The sequence below is a fragment of the Streptomyces sp. NPDC059832 genome (assembly GCF_042731715.1).
GTDB lineage: Bacteria > Actinomycetota > Actinomycetes > Streptomycetales > Streptomycetaceae > Streptomyces.
On record NZ_JBHWIY010000002.1, the window covers coordinates 255124 to 275789 of the forward strand.

Sequence of the window (20666 nt, forward strand, 5' to 3'; positions counted from 1 at the left end):
TGTCTGTGCGCCGCCAGGGACTCGAACCCCGGACCCGCTGATTAAGAGTCAGCTGCTCTAACCAACTGAGCTAGCGGCGCCTGCTGACTCGAAAATAATACCTGCTCCCGAGGGGTGCTGGTGACACCCCCGCCGGGGACCCTAGAGCGCCAGCGAGAGGAGGACCGGCGCCGCCCGCCGGTTCAGCGTGTCCGCCGCCGAGCGCAGCCGGTGCGCGTCCTCGATCGGCAGCGACAGTGCCAGGCAGCCCGCCGAGGACCCGGCCGTCAGCGGTACCGCCGCGCACACCGTGCCGACCGCGTACTCCTGGATGTCGAGCACCGGGACCGTCGCCGGCTGGCTGTCCAGCTTGGAGAAGAGCACCTTCTCGTTGGTGATCGTCCGCGAGGTGAGCCGGGGCGTCTTGTGGCGGGAGATGTGGTCGCGGCGGCCGTTCTGGTCGAGCTGGGACAGCAGGCACTTGCCGACCGCCGAGGCGTGCGCGGCCGACCGGAAGTCCACCCACTCGTTGACCGCGGGGGTGAGCGGGCCGTCGGCGTACTGCGTGACGCGGATCTCGCCGTCGACGTACCGGCTGATGTAGACAGCCGCGCCGACCGAATCGCGCAGCTGCGCCAGTGTCTGCTGGAGCTTGGTCTCCAGCGCCTGTCTGCGGGCGGGACCGGAACCGAGGAGCAGGAGCGAGGAGCCGATGACGTACGCGCCGTCGGTGACCTGCTCCACGTAGCCCTCGCGGCGCAGTGTCAGCAGCAGGGGGCCGAGATGCCCGATGGGCAGTCCCGTCTCCCGGGAGATCTGGGTGTCCGTCACGCCGTTGCCGTGCTTGGAGACCGTTTCGAGAACACGAAGGGCGTACTGCACCGAATGGAACGGTGCGGTCGGTTCGGGCTTCAACGTCACGGTTTCCCCCTACCAGGTTGTGACCGCAAGCTCTGCCCTCACGATAGCCGCCAAGGCCCCTTGCCGGGGCGGCTGTTGACGACTCGTCGGCGCGCCCCGGCTCCGTGAGCTGGGGCGCATCCGTCCGGCATATGCCAACGTCATTGTCGGGAGAAGGGTGGCGAGGTCACAGCACTGCGTCGAGGAACTCGCGGGTGCGTTCGTGCTCCGGATCGGTGAAGATTTTTTCCGGTGATCCGGATTCGATCACCCGTCCCGCATCGAACATCAGTACCGTCTCCGAGACGTCCCGGGCGAAGTTCATCTCGTGGGTCACACAGAGCATGGTGATGTCGGTGTTCCTGGCGATGTCGCCCAGCAGGTCCAGCACGCCCGCCACCAGCTCCGGGTCGAGCGCCGACGTCACCTCGTCCAGCAGCAGGATCTCCGGCCGCATCGCCAGCGCGCGGGCGATGGCCACCCGCTGCTGCTGACCGCCGGACAGCTGGGACGGGTGCGCGTCGATCTTCCCCGAGAGCCCCACCAGGTCGAGCAGCTCCAGGGCCCGGCTCTCCGCCTCGTCGCGGTCCATGCCCAGCACGTTGACCGGGGCCTCGGTGATGTTCTGCAGCACCTTCATGTTCGGGAAGAGGTTGAACTGCTGGAAGACCATGCCGATCTTCTTCCGGGCCTCGCGCAGATGCTTCTCGCTCGCGGGCTTCAGCGATCCGTCGGGCGACGCGATGTGGGACAGCGGGTTGCCGTCCACCCAGATCACCCCGTCGCTCACCTTCTCCAGCGTCATCAGCAGCCGCAGGATCGTGGTCTTGCCCGAACCGCTGGGGCCGATCAGGGTGATGTGCTCGCCGCGCCGCACCGAGAAGTTCAGCCGGTCGAGGACGACATGGTCGCCGTACCGCTTCACGACGTCGTCGAAACGGACCAGCGGCCGGCCCGTCTCCGGCGCGGCTTCGGGCACGGCGGCCGGCACGGCGTCCCGGGGGGCCGCGGACGCCGGCTTGTACAGGGGGAGGGGCTCAGTGGCCAAGACGCTTCTCCAGCTTTCTCATCAGGAGCGAGGTGGGGTAGCTCGCGACCAGGAAGATCAGGCCGGCGAGCGTGAAGACCTCGGTGTACGCGAAGTGGTCGGCGCCGTACTTGCGGGCCTCGAAGACCATTTCCTGCACCGTGATCACGGCGAGGAACGGGGTCTCCTTGAACATCGAGATCGCGTAGTTGCCGAGCGCGGGCAGCACGCTGCGCACCGCCTGCGGCAGGATCACGGCCTGCCAGGTCCGCCGCGGGGTGAGCGAGAGCGCCCGGCAGGCCTCCCACTGGCCCTTCGGCACACCGTCGATCCCGGCGCGGTACACCTCGGAGGTGTACGTGGCGTAGTGGACGCCGAGCACCACGATGCCGATCGTCAGCGGCTCCACCGAGGTGAACAGGGCAGCGGCGCCGACCAGTTGGACGAGCAGCGGGGTGGACCGGATGAACTCCATCACGACCCGCACCGGCACCGTCACGAACCTGCTCGGGGCCCGTCCGGCGACCGCGATGGCCAGCCCCAGGACGGCGGCGACGAGCGTGCCGAGGACGGTCGCCAGCAGCGTGACCTCGAAACCCTGGAGCAGCAGGGGCAGGGCGTCCCGGACGGCGTCCCAGTCGAAACCGTTCACCGGGCACCTCCCGTCGTCGTGGCGACGGCTTCGGTGGCGCTGCGGCTGCGCAGCAGCGCACCCGCGCCGGTGTGCAGCCCGAGCCGCCGCTTGGCGCTCCGCTCCAGCAGATTCATCAGCAGGGTCAGCGCGTAGGCCAGCACGAAGTAGAGGGCCAGCAGGGTCAGATACGCGGTGAGCGTCTCGCCGGTGCGGTCGCGCAGCTGCTGGACCACGGTCATCAGGTCGGCCGCGGAGATCAGCCACAGCAGCGGGGTGCACTTCAGCAGCTGGATCAGTAGATTGGTGAAGGACGGGATCATCTGCACCCAGGCCTGCGGGAGGATCACCTTCCGCATCCGGTGCAGCGGCGACATGTTCAGCGCGACGGCCGCCTCGTACTGGCCGCGCGGCACGGAGCCGATCGCCCCGCGCACCACCTCGGCGCCGTACGCGCCGTAGTTGAGACCGAAGGCGACGACACCGCAGAGCAGCGGGTCCAGCTGGTACCCCGTCAGCGTCGGCATCGCGTAGTAGAGCCAGAACAGCTGGATGTAGAGCGAGGTGCCGCGGAAGAACTCCACGACCACGCGCGACACACCGCGCAGCACCAGCAGCCGGCTGATCGACATCAGGCCGAGGACGAACGACAGGAGGAGGGCGGCCAGCGCGCCCAGGACGGTGGCCTCCAGGGTCACCCACAACCCGGAACGCAACTGCGGCAGATCGTCGAGGAAGGCGGAGAAGAAATCACTCATGCGGCGCGGTCCGTCCCCGTCAGCCCTTGCACAGATCGGCCGTCTTCAAGGTGGCCGGCGGAAGCTCGGTGGCCCCGAAGCCGTACTCCTGGAGCAGGCCCACGTAGCGCGACTTGTCCGCGACGATCTTCTTCAGCTCGCGGTTGAAGGAGTCCCGCAGGTCCTCGTTGCCCTTGCGGAAGACGGCGCCGCCGGGGCTGTACTGCTTCTTGCCGTCGAGCTCCGGCAGGAAGGCGTCGGTGACCTCGGTGTCCGGGTTCGTCTTCGCCAGCCAGCGCAGCGAGATCCCGGTGAGCAGGAACGCGTCGATCCGGCCGCCCTTGAGCGCGTCGGCGCCGTCCTGCGGCTTCTGCAGCGTCTTGATCCGGTCCGCGGAGATGCCGGCCCCCTCGGCGTACTTGGCCTCGACGGCGCCCGACATCACCCCGACGGTGATCCCGGCGGCCTTCGCGGAGGCCAGGTCGGTGACCTTCTTCGGGTTGCCCTTCTTCACCATCAGGGCGGTGGGGGAGATGAACTCGGGCTCGGAGAAGAGGGCGTTGGAGCAGCGCTCGGGCGTGATCGCCATCCCGGCGCTGACCACGTCGTACTTGCCCGCCTGGAGTCCGGGGATCAGACCGTCCCACTCGGAGAGCGTCGGCTTCAGCTCGTCGACGCCGAGCGCCTTGAAGATCTCCCGGTGCAGGGTGGGCGCCTCGCCCTTGAGCTCCTTGCCCTCCAGATAGCCGTACGGGGCCTCATTGGCGTACGCGACCCGGACGAAGCCCTGCTTGCGGAGCTTGTCGAGCGCCCCCGCGCCGTCCGCGGAACCGGCGTCGGTCTTGCTGCACGCGGAGAGCAGACCGGGAACGACGAGCAGGCCCCCCACGGCTGCCGATCGGTTCAAAAAGCCCCGGCGGGACAGGTTCGGGAAGTCAGCCATGGTTCGCAATCTCCTGGAGCGGTCGAACAGTCCGGACAGGGTGAGCGCCTGCCCGATCCCGTACGTCTATGCAGGAAGGGGCCGCATGTAATCGAACGGTGTCCGGACGGTGACCTTCCCGTGTCCCGTGCGGGGGCCGGGGCGACGTCCGGTGCGCGGCGTGTACACCCGTATGCGGAACGGCCCATGACGGTCGGTCATGGGCAAGGGCCGGTGGCGGGAGGGCCGGGTCGGCCGGCGGTCCCGACCGGCCCCGGTCACTCGCCCGGCTCCCTGACGGGGACGTAACCGCGCCGCTTGTCCACCACGTTCGGCAGGGGCTCCCCGGCCGCCCAGAGTTCGTACATCGCCACGAACTGCTCGCTCAGCCGGTCCCGCCAGCCCGCGGTGTCGCCGCTCATGTGCGGTGACACGATCAGATCCGGTACGTCCCAGAGCGGGCTCTGCGGCCCCAGTGGCTCCTGCTCGAACACGTCGAGCGCCGCGCCCGCGATCCAGCGCCTGCGCAGTGCCTCGGCCAGATCCTCCTCGACGACCATCGGTCCGCGCCCCACGTTGATGAAGCGGGCCGACGGCTGCATCAGCCCGAAGAACCGGGCGTCGAACATGGCGCGGGTCGACTCGGTCAGCGGGGCCGCGCAGATCACCCAGTCGGCCAGGGCGGTCAGCCGGTCCAGATCCTCGGCGCCGTGGATGGTGCGCCGCGCCCTGCGCCCCACGAGGGCCACCTGGACCCCCAGCGCGATCAGCAGCCTGGTGATCTCCCGCCCGATCGGGCCCGCGCCGACGACCACCGCGCGGCTGCCCGCGAGCCGGGTGCTCTCGCGGTGGCGCCACTGCCGCCGCCGCTGGAGCTCCAGCGTGCCGGGGAGGTCCTTGGCGAACGCCAGCACCAGGCCGGTCACGTACTCGGCGATCGGCCGCTCGAAGATGCCCCGGGCGTTGGTCAGCACCGTGTCGGAGGCCGTCAGTTCCGGGCAGAGCAGCCGGTCCACGCCCGCGCTCGCCGTGTGCACCCAGGCCGGGCGCGGGCCGTCGCCGGGCCAGGCGGCCCGTACCGCGTCGGAGGCGAAGTCCCACACCAGCAGCACATCGGCCGACGGGAGCCGGGCGGCGAGACCGGCCTCGTCCGTGTACCGGATCCGGGCCCGGCCGGTCAGCCGGCCGAGACGCGGCGACGGATCGGTGTCCAGGACGAGCAGGGTGGGCTCTGACATGAGAGGCGGTCGCTCCGCTGCGTCTGGGAGGTGCGGATTGACCACGCTCGCACCCGGGCCCGTACCCGTCAACAAGGCGCCGTGGGAGTCACGACATATGGGGGAATACTTGGAGGGAACGGGGCATGCGGGCGTGGGTGATGCCTCCCCGCCCCGGACCGGAACAGAAAGGGCGGACCTGTGGACATGACGACCGTCGGATTTCTCTACCCGGGCCACTTCGCGGAGGACGACTTCCCGAGGATGGAGGTCCTGCTCGACGCCGTCAGGCTGGTGGTGAGCCGCACCGACGTCGAGGAGGACGCCTACGGGATCGACGCCCTGATGCGGACCGGCGCGCCCGAGCGCCTGGCCGCCGGGGTGGAGGAGCTCCAGCGCGCCGGTGCCGAGTCCGTCGTGTGGGCGAGCTGCGGCGGCAGCTTCCTGTACGGGTGGGAGGGCGCCCATGAACAGACCGCAGCCCTGGCCCGAGCGGCCGGCGTGCCCGCCTCCAGCACCTCCTTCGGCTTCGCCCACGCGGTACGGGAGCTGGACGCCGAACGGGTCGCCGTCGCCTCCACCTACTCCGAACGCGTCACCGGCCTGTTCGCCGGCTTCCTGCACGCCGCGGGCATCGATGTCGCCGTCACCCGTGCCGCCTCGCTCGGGTCGGCCACCGAGGCCGCCGCCTGGGACCTGGACCGGGTGAAGGAACTCGCCGCGGCCGCCGACCGTCCGGAGGCGGACGTGGTGCTGCTGCCCGACACGGCGCTGCACACCGCCGGACACGAGGCGGAACTGGAGGAACTCCTCGGCAAACCGGTCCTCACCGGCAACCAGGTCACCGTCCGGGAGGGGCTGCGACTGGCCGGCCGCCGCGCGTGGTCCCCGAGGCTGGGCAGGCTCTTCGCCGCCCGGGAGGCACCGCCGGCCCCGGTGGCCGCCTGGGGCGAGGGCCGGGAACGCGCGCACAGCGGCAGGCGCGGGTGGCCCGGAAAGTAGCCCGGCCTGCCGAGGTACCGGGAATAACCGGAGACAACCTCCTGTTATGCCCTTCCGGACATACGAGCCGGACGCAGGCGTATCACCGGAGAGGCCAGGACGTGGACGAGATTCGAGGCGACGAGATCCGTGGCAGGGCGGAGGGAACGGCCGCCGTTCCGCTCTCCGTGCTGGACCTGGTGACCGTGGGGCAGGGCCGCACCGCCACCCAGGCGCTGCGCACGAGCGTGGACATCGCACAGCTCGCCGAGCGCCGCGGATTCCACCGCTACTGGGTCGCCGAGCACCACTCCATGCCGGGCGTCGCGTCCTCCTCCCCGGCCGTGATCCTGGCCCACCTCGCCGCACACACCGAGCGCATCAGGCTCGGCTCCGGCGGCGTGATGCTGCCCAACCACGCACCGCTCGTCATCGCGGAACAGTTCGGCACCCTGGAGGCCATGGCCCCCGGCCGCATCGACCTCGGCCTCGGCCGTGCCCCCGGCACCGACGGCGCGACGGCGGCCGCCCTGCGCCGCACCGACCGGCTGAACGAAGGGGCCGACGACTTTCCGCAGCAGCTCGCCGAGCTGACCCGGTTCCTGGACGACGACTTCCCCGACGGCCACCCCTACGCCCGTATCCACGCGGTCCCCGGCCCGGTCCAGGCCACGGCCGACGGCGGCGTCCAGTCGCCGGCCCGCCCGCCGCTCTGGCTGCTCGGCTCCTCCGGTTTCAGCGCCCGGCTGGCCGGTGTGCTCGGCCTGCCCTTCGCCTTCGCCCACCACTTCTCGGCCCAGAACACGATTCCGGCGCTCGACCTGTACCGGGAGTCGTTCCGGCCGTCCGCGGTGCTCGACGCCCCGTACGCCCTGATCGGCGTCTCCGCCCTGGCCGCCGACGACGAACGCGAGGCCCGCCGCCAGGTGCTCTCCGGCGCCCTGTCCATGGTCCGGCTGCGCACCGGCCGCCCCGGTCTGGTCCCGACGCCCGAGGAGGCGGAGGCGTACGCCTTCAGCCCGATGGAGCGCGAGTTCGTCGACAGCTGGCTCGTCAACATCGTCCACGGCACGGCGGACCAGGTCCGTACCGGCCTCGACGACCTGGCCAAGCGCACCGGCGCCGACGAACTCATGATCACCGCCAACGCCCACGGCGGTGAGGCGAGGCTGCGCAGTTACGAGCTGATCGCGGACGCGTGCGGGCTGCCCACGGCCTGATCCGGACGAGGCGCCCGCCTCGCGGCACGGCCGTCCGGACGGCCGTGCCGCGTCAGCCCTGCATCGGGCGGGTGCCGATCAGCTCGGCGATCCGCTCCGGGGCCACCGCGCGGGAGTACAGCCAGCCCTGTCCGGTGTCGCAGCCGATCCTGCGCAGCCGTTCGGCCTGGCCGGCCGTCTCCACGCACTCCGCGGTGACGGTCAGGCCCAGCCGGTGCGCCAGCTGCACCATCGCCTCGACGATCGTCTCGTCGGCGGGGCTCGGATGGGCGCCGCCTTCGTAGCGGAAGCCGCGCACGAAGGAGCCGTCCAGCTTCAGCACCGAGACCGGCAGCCGGCTCAGATAGGCGAGGTTGGAGTAGCCGGTGCCGAAGTCGTCGATGGCGATCCGCACGCCCATGTTGCTGAGCGACTGGAGTGCCTGGATGGGCTGGCCGGCCGAGCCCATCACCGCGGACTCGGTCAGCTCCAGCTGGAGCAGCGAGGGATCGAGGCCGGTCTCGGCGAGGATCTCCGCGACATCGGTGACCAGGTCGGAGTCCCAGACCTGGCGCACGGCGACATTGACGCTGATGAACAGCGGCGGATCGGTGGGATGTTCCAGCTGCCAGCGCCGGGCCTGGCGGCAGGCGGACTGCAGCACCCACCGGCCGAGCTGGACGATCGAGCCGTCCTCCTCGGCAATCGCGACGAACCGATTCGGCGACAGCATGCCGAACTGGGGGTGGTTCCAGCGGACCAGGGCCTCCACCCCGCGCACGACTCCGTCGGCCATGCCGACCAGCGGCTGGTACTCGATGGTGAACTCGCCGCGCTCCACGGCGGGCCGCAGATTGGACGAGAGCGTCTGCCGGGTCATCCGGTGGGCGTTGCGCTCCGGGTCGAAGACCGTCCAGCGGGCCTTGCCGTCCGCCTTCGCCCAGTACAGCGTGGTGTCGGCGGCCTGCATCAGACCGGTGGCCGAGGTGCCGGTCACGGCCCGTTCCACCACCCCGATCGAGGCGGACACGGAGATCCGCTGCCCGGCCAGGTCGAAGGGCTGCTGCAGCGCGGCGAGGACCGTGCGGGCCAGGTCGGTGAGCTGCTTCGTACCGGCCGAGTCCTCGACCAGGATCGCGAACTCGTCGCCGCCGAGGCGCGCCACGAGATGGGAGCCGGAGCGGTGCGGGCCGTCCTGGGCCGCGCAGTCGGTGAGCCGTGCGGCGACGGCGGCGAGCAGCCGGTCGCCGATCCGGTGGCCCATCGTGTCGTTGACGGCCTTGAAACCGTCCAGGTCCAGGTAGCAGAGCCCGACCCGGCCGTGCCCGGAGGCGCTGTCGTCGTACGCCGGGGTCTCCAGGACGGCCGAGAGCCGTTCGAAGAAGAGCGTCCGGTTGGGCAGCCGGGTCACCGGGTCGTGCATCTGGAGGTGGCGCAGCCGCTTCTGCAGCTCGCGCCGGTCGCTGATGTCCGAGACGGAGAGCAGCACCCGGCCGGGCCCGGAGCCGTCGCCCGCGCCGGCCTTCTGCTCGGGCATCGGTACGACGGTGACCTCGGCCCACAGCGCGCGTCCGTCCGGGTGCTTGAGCCGGTGGGTGCAGCGGAACCGTGAACGCCGCCCGTGCAGCACCTCGCGGTACGCGTGCCAGGTACGGCCGTCCGCCGCGAGGTCGAGCAGATCGGCGGCGGACTGGTTGGTCAGCCCCGAGGCGGAGAGGCCGAGGAGGCCGCCGAGGGCCTCGTTCGCGGTGACGACCAGGCCCTCGTGATCGACGACGGCCATCGGGAGTGTGGCGGCCAGGAACGCGGCCCGGTAGCCGTGCGGCTCGGAGCACTCGGCTCCGGCAGGGGGCCACGGAGTGTGACGATCCGTGGTCGCCGGTCCTGCGGAATACCGGGGTGTGCCCGCCGTGGGCCCGGGGCCTTCGGAGGTTCCGCTCACCGTTCGCTCCCGCCGTGCAGTTCTGTCCTGAACAGGTGTGGCCGGACTGGCCCGCCGCGTGGCGCGCCTGGGTCGGAGGCGGAAACCACGCGGGAAAGCCTGGTGAAGCATAGAGGTTGGTGCGTCGGCCGTTCCAGCGCCCGACCCTTCCGCGCCCCGCGTCCGCCCCGCATGGGCCATTCGCGCGCGACGCCGTTTTGCTCGCAACCGATCACTTCTGAGCGATTACGTTCTCCTTCAATGCCCCGATGATCGATTGTGACTGTCTGTGAGGGTCAGGGCCCCGGTCGACCGCTGACTCGACTGGGGCAGCACAACAGGACGAAAGCCTTGAATCATCACAGGGTGAGTGGGTGACCGCATCTCGTACCCGGAGGTAGATGTGCCGCGTCAGCACAGATCCGGGGGAGTGGAGAGACCGAGCCTGCGCGCCGTGGGTGCCGCCGTGACCTCTCTTCTGGCGCTCGCTGCCACCTCCCTCGTCGCCGGGCCCGCCGTGGCCGCCACCGGTGAGGCGGGCCCCTGCGCCCTGCCCCGGACCGAGGCGCACCACTCGCTCGGCGTCAGCGACTGGAACGGCGCCTTCCCCCGCCCCGACCATCCCCTCGACGCGGTCATGATCTTCCTTTCCTTCCCGGACCACACCCCCGTCATGACCCCCGGCGAACTCGCCGCCGACCACTTCCCCGCCACCACCCGGTTCTTCCAGCGCGCCTCGTACGGGAAGTTCACCCTGCGCCCGCACCCGATGCGGCAGTGGATCCGGATGCCCAGGACGTCCGACCAGTACGGCATACGGCGCGACTGGGACAACGACCGGCGCAGCAGCTATCTGCGCGATGCCGTCGCCGCGGCCGATCCGAAGGTGGACTTCTCCCGGTACGACATCGTCTATCTGGTCGCCGACCCGGACGCCCCGGGCGTCGACTCCGACGCCACCAAGGTCGTCAACTTCGACCAGCCGCTGCACGCCGACGGCACGGCCATCCGCCGCGTCGTCACCGTCTTCGAACAGCACCCGCCGGACCGCAATGTGCTGGCCCACGAGACCGGGCACGTCTTCGACCTGCCGGACCTCTACCACCGGCCGTCCGACGGCAAGGGCGACTGGGACACCTACGTCGGCGACTGGGACGTGATGGGCAGCCAGTTCGGACTCGCGCCGGACTTCTTCGGCTGGCACAAGTGGAAGCTGGGCTGGCTGGACCGCAGGCAGGTGATCTGCGTCCAGAGCAGCCGGGACATCACCCTGGAGCCGATGGCCGCCGTGCCCGGACCCGGGGCCTCCATCGGCCCCCGGCTCGCGGTGATCAGGACCGGCGAGGACAGTGCCGTGGCCATCGAGGCCCGCAGCGCCACCGGCAACGACAGCACGACCTGCACCGAAGGCGTCCTGCTCTACCGGGTGCGCAGCAAGACCCCGTCCGGCGGCGGCCCGGTCGAGGTCATCGACACCCACCCCCGCACCGACGCCTGCTGGGACCGCTCGGTCTACGCGCCGCTCGCGGACGCCCCGCTGCGGGTCGGCGAGACGTACAGCATCCCCGGCGGGCACACGAAGGTCGAGGTCGCCGACCGGACGCCGTCGGGCGCCTGGACGGTCCGGATCACCACCGGAACGTAAGAGGCGGTTCTCCGGGCTTCCCCGAACACGAAGAAGCCCCCTCGCTTCCGCGAGGGGGCTTCTTCCGTCTGTGCGCCGCCAGGGACTCGAACCCCGGACCCGCTGATTAAGAGTCAGCTGCTCTAACCAACTGAGCTAGCGGCGCCTGCTGACGTCGTAGACATTAGCATCCGGATCGGCGGGAGGAAAAATCGAATTCCTGGCCACCGACGAGGGCGCCGACCTGGTCACCCGCACACAGGCCCAGAGCAGCACGTCGGGGCCCGGCAGCCAGGGGCTGCGGGTGTCGGGGGCGACCAGCCAGCGGGGGCCGGGGGTGGTGGAGGTGCAGGTCAGGGGCGGTACGGTCACCGCGTCCCCGGTGCCGTGGCAGAGCAGCGGCGGGACCTTGCCGTCGCCGCCGTCCCGCCCTCTCGGGCCCATGGCGGCCCGCGGTTCGGGCCCGCCGCCCCACTCCTCCCAGTCGAGCAGCGAGGGGAGTCGCTGGGCGGTGCCGGGCGAGGCGAACAGCAGCATCCGGCCGCGGTGCGTGGCCACCGGCCCGGAGCCGGGACCGTCGGACCACAGGTGTTCCAGCATCCGGCGCCCGAAGAGGGTGGGTACGTTCACCACGTCGAAGGCCGACCCGCACGGCAGCACCCCGGGCGAGGAGGGGTGGGCCTCCCACTGGGCCAGCGTGCTGCGCGGATACGCGGCGGCGCCGGCGAGCCAGGCGGCACCGGCCGCCGTGACGTGCGCCGTCTGGTTCGCGCCCTGGTTCCGCAGAACGGCGAAGACATCGGCGCCGTGATGGAGGGCGTCGCCGTGGTGCAGGGTCGAGTTGTCTGGCAGCCATGCGGTCATGCCGACATATCTACCGGGAGTGATCGAGCAGATTCCGAGAGTTGCCGGAAACCGGGACAGGCAGGGGTGGGGGGGAGTATCTTGCGCTCGGGCATATGCCAGTGGTGCTACCCGGAGTCAGGACCGGGCGGGACGGGCGGTCCGCCCGGGGTGCCGGCCGGGGCCGGTCACCTGGCCTCGCGGCGGGGCGTCACCGGTCCGACGGCCGTGCTCCGGCCGCCTGCGACGGCCGGCCCGGTACGGCCTCAGGGCGTGGCACCGCCCAGCAGGCTCCGGCCGAACTCGACCATCTTCTTCGCATAGTCCTCGGTCCACTGCGCGCGCTGCGCGATGTCCGCGGTCGTGAGCCGGTCGAACCGCCGCGGATCGGCGAGCTGGGCGGCGGCGATGGCCTGGAACTCGACCGCGCGGTCGGCCGCGGCACGGAACGCCAGGGTCAGCTCGGTGGCGCGGGACAGCAACTCCTTCGGATCGTCCATCGACTCCAGGTCGAAGAAGTGCTCAGGATCGGCGGCCGCCGCCGACGGCTCGAAGAGCAGGGGCGCGGGGCGCAGCCGCTGCTGCCCGTTCCGCTCGGGTTGTGCCATGTGGTGTTGCCTCCTCGGGTCGGGCCGATGGCCACCCTCCATTGTCCAACGTCCCGCAAGAGGGCCCGGCGCACGGCGAGGCCCCGGGCCCTCGCCGCCGTCACCCCGCCCACCGCACCCGGTGCTCCGCCAGATGCGCCAGCACCGCGTGGTTCGCCTCCCAGCCGTCCGGGAACTTCACCGTGACGCCCAGCTGCACCGGCTCCGTCGACGGGTGCTCGTCCAGCAGCTCGGCGACGCCCGCCCGGCACACCACGATGCAGGCGTGCCGGTGGCGCGAGGCCAGCACGCAGAGCCGGCCCGTCTCCAGATGGAAGGCCGTGGCGTCGGGCCGGCCGGAGAGCGGGTGCAGGACCACCGTCACGTCGAACTCGCGGCCCTGGAGCCGGTTCGCCGTGTCCACCGCGACGCCCGTCACCCCCAGCTCCGCGAGCGCCGCCCGGACCGCCGCGGCCTGGTCGCGATGGGCGGTGCCGACCGCGACCCGGTCCGCCGTCACCGGCACCGGGTCCGGGGAGCGCTCGCTGGTCGCCGCGCCGCCCCGGTCCAGCAGCCGGCGGACGACCAGGGCCACCGCGCGCACCGCCTCCGGGTCGGTGCGCGGGGTGTGCCTGGCCGGGAGTTCGAGCAGGCCCCAGCCGGACTCCGCGGCCTCGTCCAGCACCCGGTCGGGGGCCGAGCCGTCGGACGCGACGCCGAACGACAACCGCCGGTCGCCGTGGTCCGTACCGCTGCGGAACGGGGTGTACGGGTAGAACGCGTCCGAGACCAGCGGTGCCGCGGACGCGGGCAGCCGCCACGACACCGGCAGCCGGTGCTGCGGCAGCCGGGGATTGTGCGCGAGCAGTGTGGAGACCGCACTCGCGGACGGGTCGTACGAAAGCCCCGCCCACTGGTCCGCGCCGACGATCGAGAACGGGTCCAACTGGCCCGGATCGCCGACGAACAGCGCCCGCTCGAAGAGCCCCGCGACGGCCAGCAGCGCGTCCGAACGCATCTGGTACGCCTCGTCGACGATCGCGTGGCCCCACGGCTCGACGTTCTTCACATGCGCCCACTTGGCGGCCGTCGAGATGACGACGTCGAGCCCGGCGAGATCGGACGCCTTCGCCGACTTCCGTACGTTGGCCAGCCCGTCCAGGACCTTGTCGTACGGGTCGGTGTCATTGCTGTGCAGCCGGCCGACCGGCAGCCCCGGATCCTTCTCGGCCAGCCGCACCACCAGGTCGTCGACCTGGGCGTTCGTCTGCGCGACCACCATCAGGGGACGGCCGGCCGAAGCGAGTTCGAGTGCGGCGCGCACCACGAGCGTCGACTTGCCGGCGCCCGGCGGGGAGTCCACCACGATGCCGCGCGACGTACCGCCCAGGGTGTCGGCGAGGATCGCGTCGGTCGCCCGCGCGGCCTGGGCGCCCGGGTCGAATACGGCGGTCACAGGAGGTCCTCCGCGGTCACGGGATCGGGATGCTCGGCGAGCCCGGCCGCACCCGGCGGGCCGCCGTGCGTCCAGGGCGTCGCCTCCGGGTCCGGCAGCTTCGGGCCGCCGCGCTGATCGTGCTCGAAGAGCGTCCAGGCGATCCGGTCACCCTGCTCGGGCACCGAACCCGGGGCCGGCTCCTTGCTCCGGCCCATCCGGTCGAGGATCCGCAGCACCAGCAGGGGCGCGCCCCCGTCCTCCGGTTCGGCGTGCCCCACGAACTCGGCGGTCTGCGGCCTGCCCTCCAGCGAGCGGTACACCTTGGTGCGCTCGCCGAGGTGCGGGTGCTCGTCCGTGCGGACCGTGACCAGCGGGCGCGGCGACGGGCGCTTGGACTCGCTGTACGCCATCACCACCTCCGTCACCTCGGCGAGGAAGGCCTCGCCGGCCAGCCGCCGCCCGGCCAGCACCAGCGGATCGTCCAGCGCCTCCTGGGCCTCCAGCTGGGCCTGGGCCGTCTCCCGCGAGGCCAGCTTCTGCGCCGCCGTCACCGCGTCGTCCCGGCGCGGCTGCGGCGGCTCACCCGAGCGCACCCGGTCCCGGTGACCGGTGAACGACCAGCGGTCCCTGGTCCAGCGGTCCTCGGCCCTGGCCCCCTCGGGGAGCTCCCGCAGCAGGTCGATCCCCCGCCACACCGCGTCCCACGTCGGCCGCGTCACCCCGGCCAGCCGTGCCCCGATCTCCCGCTCGGCGGCGGTCAGTTCGGCGAGCCGGGCATCGGCAGCCAGGCCGTCCTCGGCCGCCGCGAGCGAGGTGCGCGCCCGGTCGTACTTCTCGATGGCGGGCGCCAGCAGCCGGTTGTCGAACGCCGGGTCCGTCGCCGGACCGGCCGGCGGGCACAGCAGCTGTCCCTCGCCGTCCCGCGCCAGCTCCGCACGGAGCGCCGCCGAGGCGCCCGACTCGCCCGCCGGGGCGTCGATCCAGGCCAGCAGCGCACCCAGGTGCTGATCCTCCAGGCTGCTCTGCCCGGTCGCCCAGTGCCGGTTCAGCAGATCGGTCGCGGCGAGCAGCAGCGAGGAGCCGGGCACCCTGGCCCGCTCCCCGTAGTGCGTCAGCCAGCGGCCCAGCAGCGGGACCCGGGCGGGCGCGGGGTACGGGGCGTCGGGATCGTCCTCGGCGGTGCGCCGGAACCGCATGGAACGGCCCAGCAGCCGTACGAACTCGATGCCCGCCCGGCTCGGCACGATCAGCTGCGGCGCGTCCGCGCACAGCTCGACCTCGACCTTGACCTTCTTCCCGGTCTCCGGATCGGTCTCGTTGCGTTCGGCCGGCTCGACGACGTCCTCGTACGCCTCGATGTGCGGCAGCACCGCCTCGGCCAGCTCGGCGAGGAACGCGAACCGCAGGTCCCGGTCGCGCGGCTGCGAGACCGTCAGCAGCCGGGGCGCCGCCCGGTCGGTCCCGACGAGCGCGCCCAGCGGGGCGCCCGCCTCACCGGCCGTGGTCAGCGGAACCAGGACGAGGGGCCGGTCGGTGAGATGGCGGTGCAGGACCGTCGCCAGCGGCCGGGCCCGGCCGCTCTCCACGGCCTCCAGCCGGGCCAGGGTGCTGATCAGCGACATGCCGGACCGCCCGCCAGCGCCTCGGCGCGCAGGGCCGCCGCGCGCCGCAGGGCCGCGACCGTCGGATCCGCCGGGTCGCCCTCCTTGCCCGCGGCGGCGGCCAGCACCTCGCCCACCGTGGTCAGCCCGCCGAGCTCACCGCGCACACTCCGCCCCAGCGCCTCCACGGCACCGGCCTCGCGCGCCTTCGCCCGGCAGTGGAAGGCCAGCTCGCAGGCGGCCAGGCACTCCGGCGCGTACGCCGCGCCGACCGACTCGACCGCGGCGTCGAGCTGCTGCCGGGGGCACTCCGGGTCGAAGGTGGTGCCCTCGGGCAGGGCCGCCGCGATGTCCTCGATCCGGGTCAGCCTGGTCAGCTGGCGGCGGGTGACCGCGCGCTGCTTGCGTACGTCGACGACCGAGGCGGTGGGCAGGTTGGAGAAGTCCTTCGGGCAGACCAGCAGCACCCGGTGGCCGACCTCGGCGCCCTCGGTCAGCTCCGCGATCCGCTCCAGCGCCAGCACGTAGACGGCGGACTGCCGGGCCGCCGCGCCGACCTTCGCCGCGTCGGCCGAGCCGTCGACCATGGGGAAGGACTTGATCTCGACGACCGTCCAGGTGCCGTCGGGGTGCACCGCCACCGCGTCCGGCTCCAGATAGGCGGGCGAGCCCGCCACCTCCAGGGCCAGCATCGGGTGGTCCAGCAGCGCCCAGCCGCCCGCCTCGGTCGCCTCCCGCAGCGCCAGCGCCGTACGCGCGGCGCGGCCCTCGGGCCCGGCCGCGGTCAGATCGGGCACCGCGACCTCGTGCGGCGCCCCGCCACCGCCGCCGAGGCGCTCGTGCAGCAGCCGCATCAGCTCCGTGCCCCCGTCGGCCTTGACCTTGGCCTCGAAGGCGTTGCCCCGGATGAAGGCGAACTGCGACTGGCCGAAGGGGGCCGGCGAACCGAGCGCCGTGGCCAGCGCGGCCTTGTCCACCCCGGCGCCGTCCAGCAGGGCGCGGCGCCGGCAGCCCGGATTGGCGGCGAGGGCGGCCAGCGCGCGGGCGTCCAGCGGACGTGGCGGGACGGCCGGTCCCCGCAGCTCAGCGAGCCGCTGCCGGAGTGTCGTCCCCCGCCGCTCCCGCTCCTGCGGGGGCACCGGTGTCGGCCCGGGGTGCGCGACCGGCCGAGGCGTCTGCGTCGGCCGATGCCGCGGCATCGGTGGAGTCTGCGGAGGTGGTCCGCTGGCCAGGGATTCGCTCACCCGCGGAAGTCTTGCATCCGGCACTGACAATCGGGGACTTCGCGACCGGGGCGACCCGCGGGAAGCGGGCTCCGACCCGGTCCCTGATCCGGTCCGCGAGACGCATCACGGGCCGGGCCAGCAGGGCTCCGACGCCCATCACGGCGGCGCCCGCGACCGCGTCGAGGAGGTAGTGGTTGGCCGTGCCCATCACCACGAACGTGGTGATCAGGGGGTAGGCGACACCCGCGGCCCGGACGTACGGGTTCTTGCTGTGGCGCCACAGCAGGATTCCGCACCAGAGCGCCCAGCCGACGTGCAGGCTCGGCATCGCCGCGTACTGATTGGTCATTCCGCCCATGCCGCGCGGGGCGCTGGCCTCCGTGCCCCACCAGCCGTACGAGCTGTACTGCGCCATCGTGTCGACGAAGCCGTGCCGGGCCTCCAGCAGCCGGGGCGGGCAGGTCGGCATCAGCGTGAAGCCGATCAGGCCGAGCAGGGTGGAGGTCATCAGCCAGGTGCGGGCCCTGCGGTAGACCTCCTGGCGGCGGCGGAAGAGCCAGATCAGGACGGCCGGGGTGACGAGATAGTGCAGGGACGCGTACGCGAAGTCGGAGGGTATGCCTATCGAGGGGTGAGCGGTGAGCAGCCGGTTGAGCGGATGTTCGAGGTTGATGTGGAGCGTCTTCTCCAGGCGCAGGATGCTCAGTCCGTGGTCGACGGCGGTGGACACGTCGCCGCGCGCCACCAGCCGGCCCGCCGAATAGGCCGCGTACACCAGGGCCAGCAGCGGCAGCTCGGTCCACCAACGGGGCCGCGGGCGCGGCACGGGCGCGGTGCTGGCATGCTGCATCCGGAAGCTCTCCATCATGTGTTCATGCGACCGACGGCGGGCGTTCAACCGTACGGTGCGGCTCGGTCGCGATTCCCTCGGGGTCCTTTTCGGAGCCCCGTGCGCGCGCAGATTTCTCTGCGCAGAGTGGGACGTCGGTCCGGCCCGGGAGGTTGCCTCGCGATCACGTGCGCGATGATGGGAAAACCGGATGATCCATATCGTCTCGATCGCCGGCCTCAGATCTCAGTTCAGGGAGAGCCGTCATGGCACCGCGTATCCTGCTCGCCCGGCACGGCCAGACGGAATGGTCCGTCAAGGGCAATCACACCGGCAGGACGGACATCCCGCTGCTCGACACCGGCCGTGCGGGCGCGAAGCTCCTCGGCGAGCGGCTGCGGCACGGGCCGTGGGCGGACCTGCCGGGCCTCGAAGTGCGCACCAGCCCGTTGCTGCGGGCCAGGGAGACCTGCGACCTCGCGGGATTCGCAGACCGGGCCGAGCCGTGGGACGCGCTCATGGAGTGGGACTACGGGGCGTACGAGGGGATGACCCCGGCCGAGATCAAGGCGATCCGTCCGGACTGGTTCATCTGGCGCGACGGGGTGCCGGAGGGGGAGACCCTGGCCGAGCTGTCCGCCCGCGCCGACGAGATCGTGGCGTGGGCCCGCTCGGCCGACCGCGATGTGCTGGTCTTCGCCCACGGTCACATCCTGCGGGCGCTGGGCGCGCGGTGGCTCGGCGAGGACGTGTCGTTCGCGGCGCGGATCCGGCTCGATCCGACGTCGCTGTCGGTGCTGGGGTGGGCTTACGGGGCCCCCGCGATCGAACGCTGGAACGACACGGGCCACCTGGACCGCTGAGAGCCTGCCGGGTGACCTTCGACCGGGCGGACGAAGGTCACCCGACAGGCTCTGAGGCCTACGCGGACGTGGCGGCCTCCGTCACCTCCGGGTACCGCTCCAGGAACTCCCGTACCTCCGCCACGCCCCGCTGCGGCATCAGCACCCCCACCGCCTCCGCCAGCATCGCCCGGATGCGGGTCGACTGGACGCGGTCCAGCAGGTCCAGCACCTGGTGGCCCGCCGTCGCCGCCTCCGCGGCCCGGCCCGCGCGGGCCAGGTCCCAGGTCAGCTCGGCCCGGTACAGCGCCAGGTTCCGGGTGAAGTGCGGGTCCTGGAGCCGGGTGGCCCGCCGCGCGTGCCGGGCCGCCCGCGACCAGTCGCCCAGCGCCGACCAGCACTGCGCCTCCAGCATCTCCAGCTCCGCCTCCCGGAAGAAGGTCATCCACTCCGGATCGGCGTCGCACGGACCGCGCCCGAACGCGGTGTGCGCCCGGCCGAGGGCCCGTTCGCAGCCGGTACGGTCCCCGAGCCCCGCCCGGCCCCCCGCCTCCCGCAGCGCGAGCAGCGCCAGCAGCCGGGGCGAGCCCAGCGGCTGGGCCGCCCGCTGTCCGGCCTCCGCCGCGCGCACGGACTCGCGGGGCCGCCCGGTGTCCCGGGCCAGGAACGACGTATTGCAGAACGCGTGCGCCTCCAGCGCCGGATCACCGGCCACCCGCGCCGTGGCGAGCGCCTCCGCGTAGTGCGAGCGGGCGTCCTCGAACCGGCCCGAGTCATGGGCCAGCCAGCCCACCGAGATGGCCAGTTCGCCCGCTCCGGCATGCAGTCTGTCGGCGGTGGAGTGCTTGGTGGCCGCTCCGGAGTCGAGCAGCGCGTACGCCGCCCGCAGCGGCCGGGACGCCCTGCGGTACAGGCTGTCACCGCCGTGCCGGTCGTCGAGCAGCCGGATCTGCCGCACCGCCTTCTCGACGGCGCTCACCTCGCTCTCGCCGACCCGGTACGGGTCGGGCGGCGCGGCGGCAGCGGCGGATGTGGAGCCGAGGCACGGGCCCAGGGTGGCGGTCGCCATCGTGGTGGTGCCGCTCGTCATGAATACGCGACGCAGCACGTCGCTCTCCTCGTCGGGGTCGCTGTGGAGCGTAGGGGGCGGTGGACTTTCGGCAGTGGTCCGCGCCCCCCGGCCGCGTACGGTCTCGCGCGGTGAGAAGCCCAGGTCCGCCAGGGTCGTTCCGGGGAACATGTGCAGGAAGACCCGTTCGTACGCGTAGTTGGGGCAGCGGATCTCCCCGGACTCCACGCGTCCGATGTACCGGGCGTCGCACGCGACCTGCTCGCCGATCTCGCGGGCCGATCTGCGTACCGCGGCAGCGAACTCCCCGGCGGAGCGCAGGCCGCGCAGCCGCCGGAAGGCGAGGTTGGGAACTGCCCCTGTCGACACCATGGGCGAGGACCTCTCTTCTGCAGCCGGGCCTCCTGCTTCCGGTGTCCCGGCGGAGCAAGAACGTACCCGCTGTGACGAGTCACACACGGAGTGTTTGCCAATAAAGCAGGCATCTCGCCCACGATCCGCCATGAACTGCCACCCTTTGCGGCGGCGTGGCACCGTAGCCCTTGACGCCGTCGGCGCGTTGGTCCATGCGGAGACGGAATCCGGCTCCGCCCGGCGATGAGAGGAGAGGTCCCTTGTTGCATCTCGGCACGGAGACCGACTCGCGGACGACTGCGACGACCCCGGCCGTAACGGGCGCTCCGGCGCCCACCACGGCCACGGAGGACCACGGTGCCGAACCCTGCGACCTGGTGACCGTCCCGGCCCGCCAGGGCCTGGAGGCCGTGGACATCCTGCGCCGGGACGCCGAGCAGGACATCGGCCCGGTCCTGCACGACGGCGCCTGCGACACCCTCGGCTTCCTCGTGCCGCCGGGGACCGCCGAGGCATGGGACGTACCGGGCAGCGCCTGTACGCAGACCGCCGGCCGCGGGCTGCGCATCCCCGCCGAGCCGCCGGTCACCGGCAGCGGCTGGCTGCTGCCGCCGGAGGACGACGCCCCGGTCACCGACCCGGCCGTGCTGCGGGCCGCGCTCGACCAGGCGGCCCGGCTGATCGAAGCCGCCGACAACTGCCGCTGACGTCCGGTCCTCGCCCGCGCGCCCATAATGGG

General features: G+C 72.3%; 19 protein-coding genes and 2 tRNA genes. 5 read left to right on the plus strand and 16 right to left on the minus strand.

From position 1 onward, the window contains the following. Positions 1-6: 6 nt before the first annotated feature. The 7 genes from ACFV8T_RS03590 to ACFV8T_RS03620 form a co-directional block, all read right to left on the minus strand. Positions 7-80 (minus strand) — tRNA-Lys (locus ACFV8T_RS03590). A gap of 61 nt (positions 81-141) precedes the next feature. Then, positions 142-900, minus strand: coding sequence for an IclR family transcriptional regulator (locus ACFV8T_RS03595; RefSeq protein WP_385324059.1), 759 nt, complete (start codon positions 898-900; stop codon positions 142-144). Positions 901-1066: 166 nt separating this feature from the next. Beyond that, on the minus strand, positions 1067-1927 hold the full coding sequence (gene ehuA / locus ACFV8T_RS03600) for an ectoine/hydroxyectoine ABC transporter ATP-binding protein EhuA (protein ID WP_385324062.1): 861 nt from the start codon (positions 1925-1927) through the stop codon (positions 1067-1069). Next, on the minus strand, positions 1917-2558 hold the full coding sequence (ehuD, locus tag ACFV8T_RS03605; protein ID WP_385324065.1) for an ectoine/hydroxyectoine ABC transporter permease subunit EhuD: 642 nt from the start codon (positions 2556-2558) through the stop codon (positions 1917-1919). The genes ehuA and ehuD overlap by 11 nt, the downstream gene beginning before the upstream one ends. Next, a complete protein-coding gene (gene ehuC / locus ACFV8T_RS03610) occupies positions 2555-3295 on the minus strand; it encodes an ectoine/hydroxyectoine ABC transporter permease subunit EhuC (RefSeq protein ID WP_385324068.1) in 741 nt (246 codons plus the stop codon). The genes ehuD and ehuC overlap by 4 nt, the downstream gene beginning before the upstream one ends. Positions 3296-3314: 19 nt before the next feature. Then, a complete protein-coding gene (gene ehuB, locus ACFV8T_RS03615; RefSeq protein ID WP_385324071.1) occupies positions 3315-4217 on the minus strand; it encodes an ectoine/hydroxyectoine ABC transporter substrate-binding protein EhuB in 903 nt (300 codons plus the stop codon). 257 nt (positions 4218-4474) lie between these two features. Continuing rightward, positions 4475-5434 carry a D-2-hydroxyacid dehydrogenase gene (locus tag ACFV8T_RS03620; RefSeq protein WP_266418836.1) on the minus strand — a complete coding sequence of 320 codons (960 nt, stop codon included), beginning with the start codon at positions 5432-5434 and terminating at the stop codon, positions 4475-4477. A gap of 186 nt (positions 5435-5620) precedes the next feature. Between ACFV8T_RS03620 and ACFV8T_RS03625 the strand changes: the two genes are divergently transcribed. Next, positions 5621-6415: a decarboxylase gene (locus ACFV8T_RS03625; RefSeq protein WP_385324075.1), complete on the plus strand. Its 795-nt coding sequence runs from the start codon at positions 5621-5623 to the stop codon at positions 6413-6415. A 101-nt stretch (positions 6416-6516) separates the two neighbouring features. After that, positions 6517-7614 (plus strand): LLM class flavin-dependent oxidoreductase, encoded by a 1098-nt coding sequence (locus tag ACFV8T_RS03630; protein WP_385324077.1) that lies wholly within the window; start codon positions 6517-6519, stop codon positions 7612-7614. Between the two features lie 52 nt (positions 7615-7666). On the opposite strand, the gene ACFV8T_RS03635 is transcribed toward ACFV8T_RS03630, so the two are convergent. Then, positions 7667-9535, minus strand: a complete 1869-nt coding sequence (locus ACFV8T_RS03635) for a putative bifunctional diguanylate cyclase/phosphodiesterase (protein WP_385324080.1) — start codon at positions 9533-9535, stop codon at positions 7667-7669. Between the two features lie 409 nt (positions 9536-9944). Here ACFV8T_RS03635 and ACFV8T_RS03640 point away from each other — a divergent pair, with 409 nt between their 5' ends. Further along, positions 9945-11159, plus strand: a complete 1215-nt coding sequence (locus ACFV8T_RS03640; protein ID WP_385324083.1) for a M6 family metalloprotease domain-containing protein — start codon at positions 9945-9947, stop codon at positions 11157-11159. A gap of 71 nt (positions 11160-11230) precedes the next feature. On the opposite strand, the gene ACFV8T_RS03645 is transcribed toward ACFV8T_RS03640, so the two are convergent. The 7 genes from ACFV8T_RS03645 to ACFV8T_RS03675 form a co-directional block, all read right to left on the minus strand. After that, positions 11231-11304 (minus strand) — tRNA-Lys (locus ACFV8T_RS03645). Then, a complete protein-coding gene (locus ACFV8T_RS03650; protein ID WP_385324084.1) occupies positions 11295-12002 on the minus strand; it encodes a hypothetical protein in 708 nt (235 codons plus the stop codon). The genes ACFV8T_RS03645 and ACFV8T_RS03650 overlap by 10 nt, the downstream gene beginning before the upstream one ends. Before the next feature lie 245 nt (positions 12003-12247). Next, positions 12248-12589 carry a hypothetical protein gene (locus ACFV8T_RS03655; RefSeq protein ID WP_266418845.1) on the minus strand — a complete coding sequence of 114 codons (342 nt, stop codon included), beginning with the start codon at positions 12587-12589 and terminating at the stop codon, positions 12248-12250. 100 nt (positions 12590-12689) lie between these two features. Next, complete coding sequence (locus tag ACFV8T_RS03660; protein WP_385324087.1) at positions 12690-14024, minus strand: AAA domain-containing protein; 1335 nt, start codon at positions 14022-14024, stop codon at positions 12690-12692. Next, a complete protein-coding gene (locus tag ACFV8T_RS03665) occupies positions 14021-15628 on the minus strand; it encodes a hypothetical protein (RefSeq protein WP_385324090.1) in 1608 nt (535 codons plus the stop codon). The genes ACFV8T_RS03660 and ACFV8T_RS03665 overlap by 4 nt, the downstream gene beginning before the upstream one ends. Beyond that, positions 15619-16806 (minus strand): hypothetical protein, encoded by a 1188-nt coding sequence (locus tag ACFV8T_RS03670; RefSeq protein WP_385324093.1) that lies wholly within the window; start codon positions 16804-16806, stop codon positions 15619-15621. The genes ACFV8T_RS03665 and ACFV8T_RS03670 overlap by 10 nt, the downstream gene beginning before the upstream one ends. After that, complete coding sequence (locus ACFV8T_RS03675; RefSeq protein WP_385324096.1) at positions 16691-17683, minus strand: phosphatase PAP2 family protein; 993 nt, start codon at positions 17681-17683, stop codon at positions 16691-16693. Before ACFV8T_RS03675 ends, ACFV8T_RS03670 begins: the two co-directional genes overlap by 116 nt. Before the next feature lie 245 nt (positions 17684-17928). Here ACFV8T_RS03675 and ACFV8T_RS03680 point away from each other — a divergent pair, with 245 nt between their 5' ends. Then, positions 17929-18525: a histidine phosphatase family protein gene (locus ACFV8T_RS03680; protein WP_385324097.1), complete on the plus strand. Its 597-nt coding sequence runs from the start codon at positions 17929-17931 to the stop codon at positions 18523-18525. A gap of 58 nt (positions 18526-18583) precedes the next feature. On the opposite strand, the gene ACFV8T_RS03685 is transcribed toward ACFV8T_RS03680, so the two are convergent. Next, positions 18584-19945, minus strand: a complete 1362-nt coding sequence (locus ACFV8T_RS03685) for a tetratricopeptide repeat protein (RefSeq protein WP_385324100.1) — start codon at positions 19943-19945, stop codon at positions 18584-18586. Between the two features lie 242 nt (positions 19946-20187). Between ACFV8T_RS03685 and ACFV8T_RS03690 the strand changes: the two genes are divergently transcribed. Beyond that, complete coding sequence (locus ACFV8T_RS03690) at positions 20188-20634, plus strand: hypothetical protein (RefSeq protein ID WP_266418859.1); 447 nt, start codon at positions 20188-20190, stop codon at positions 20632-20634. Positions 20635-20666 lie beyond the last annotated feature (32 nt).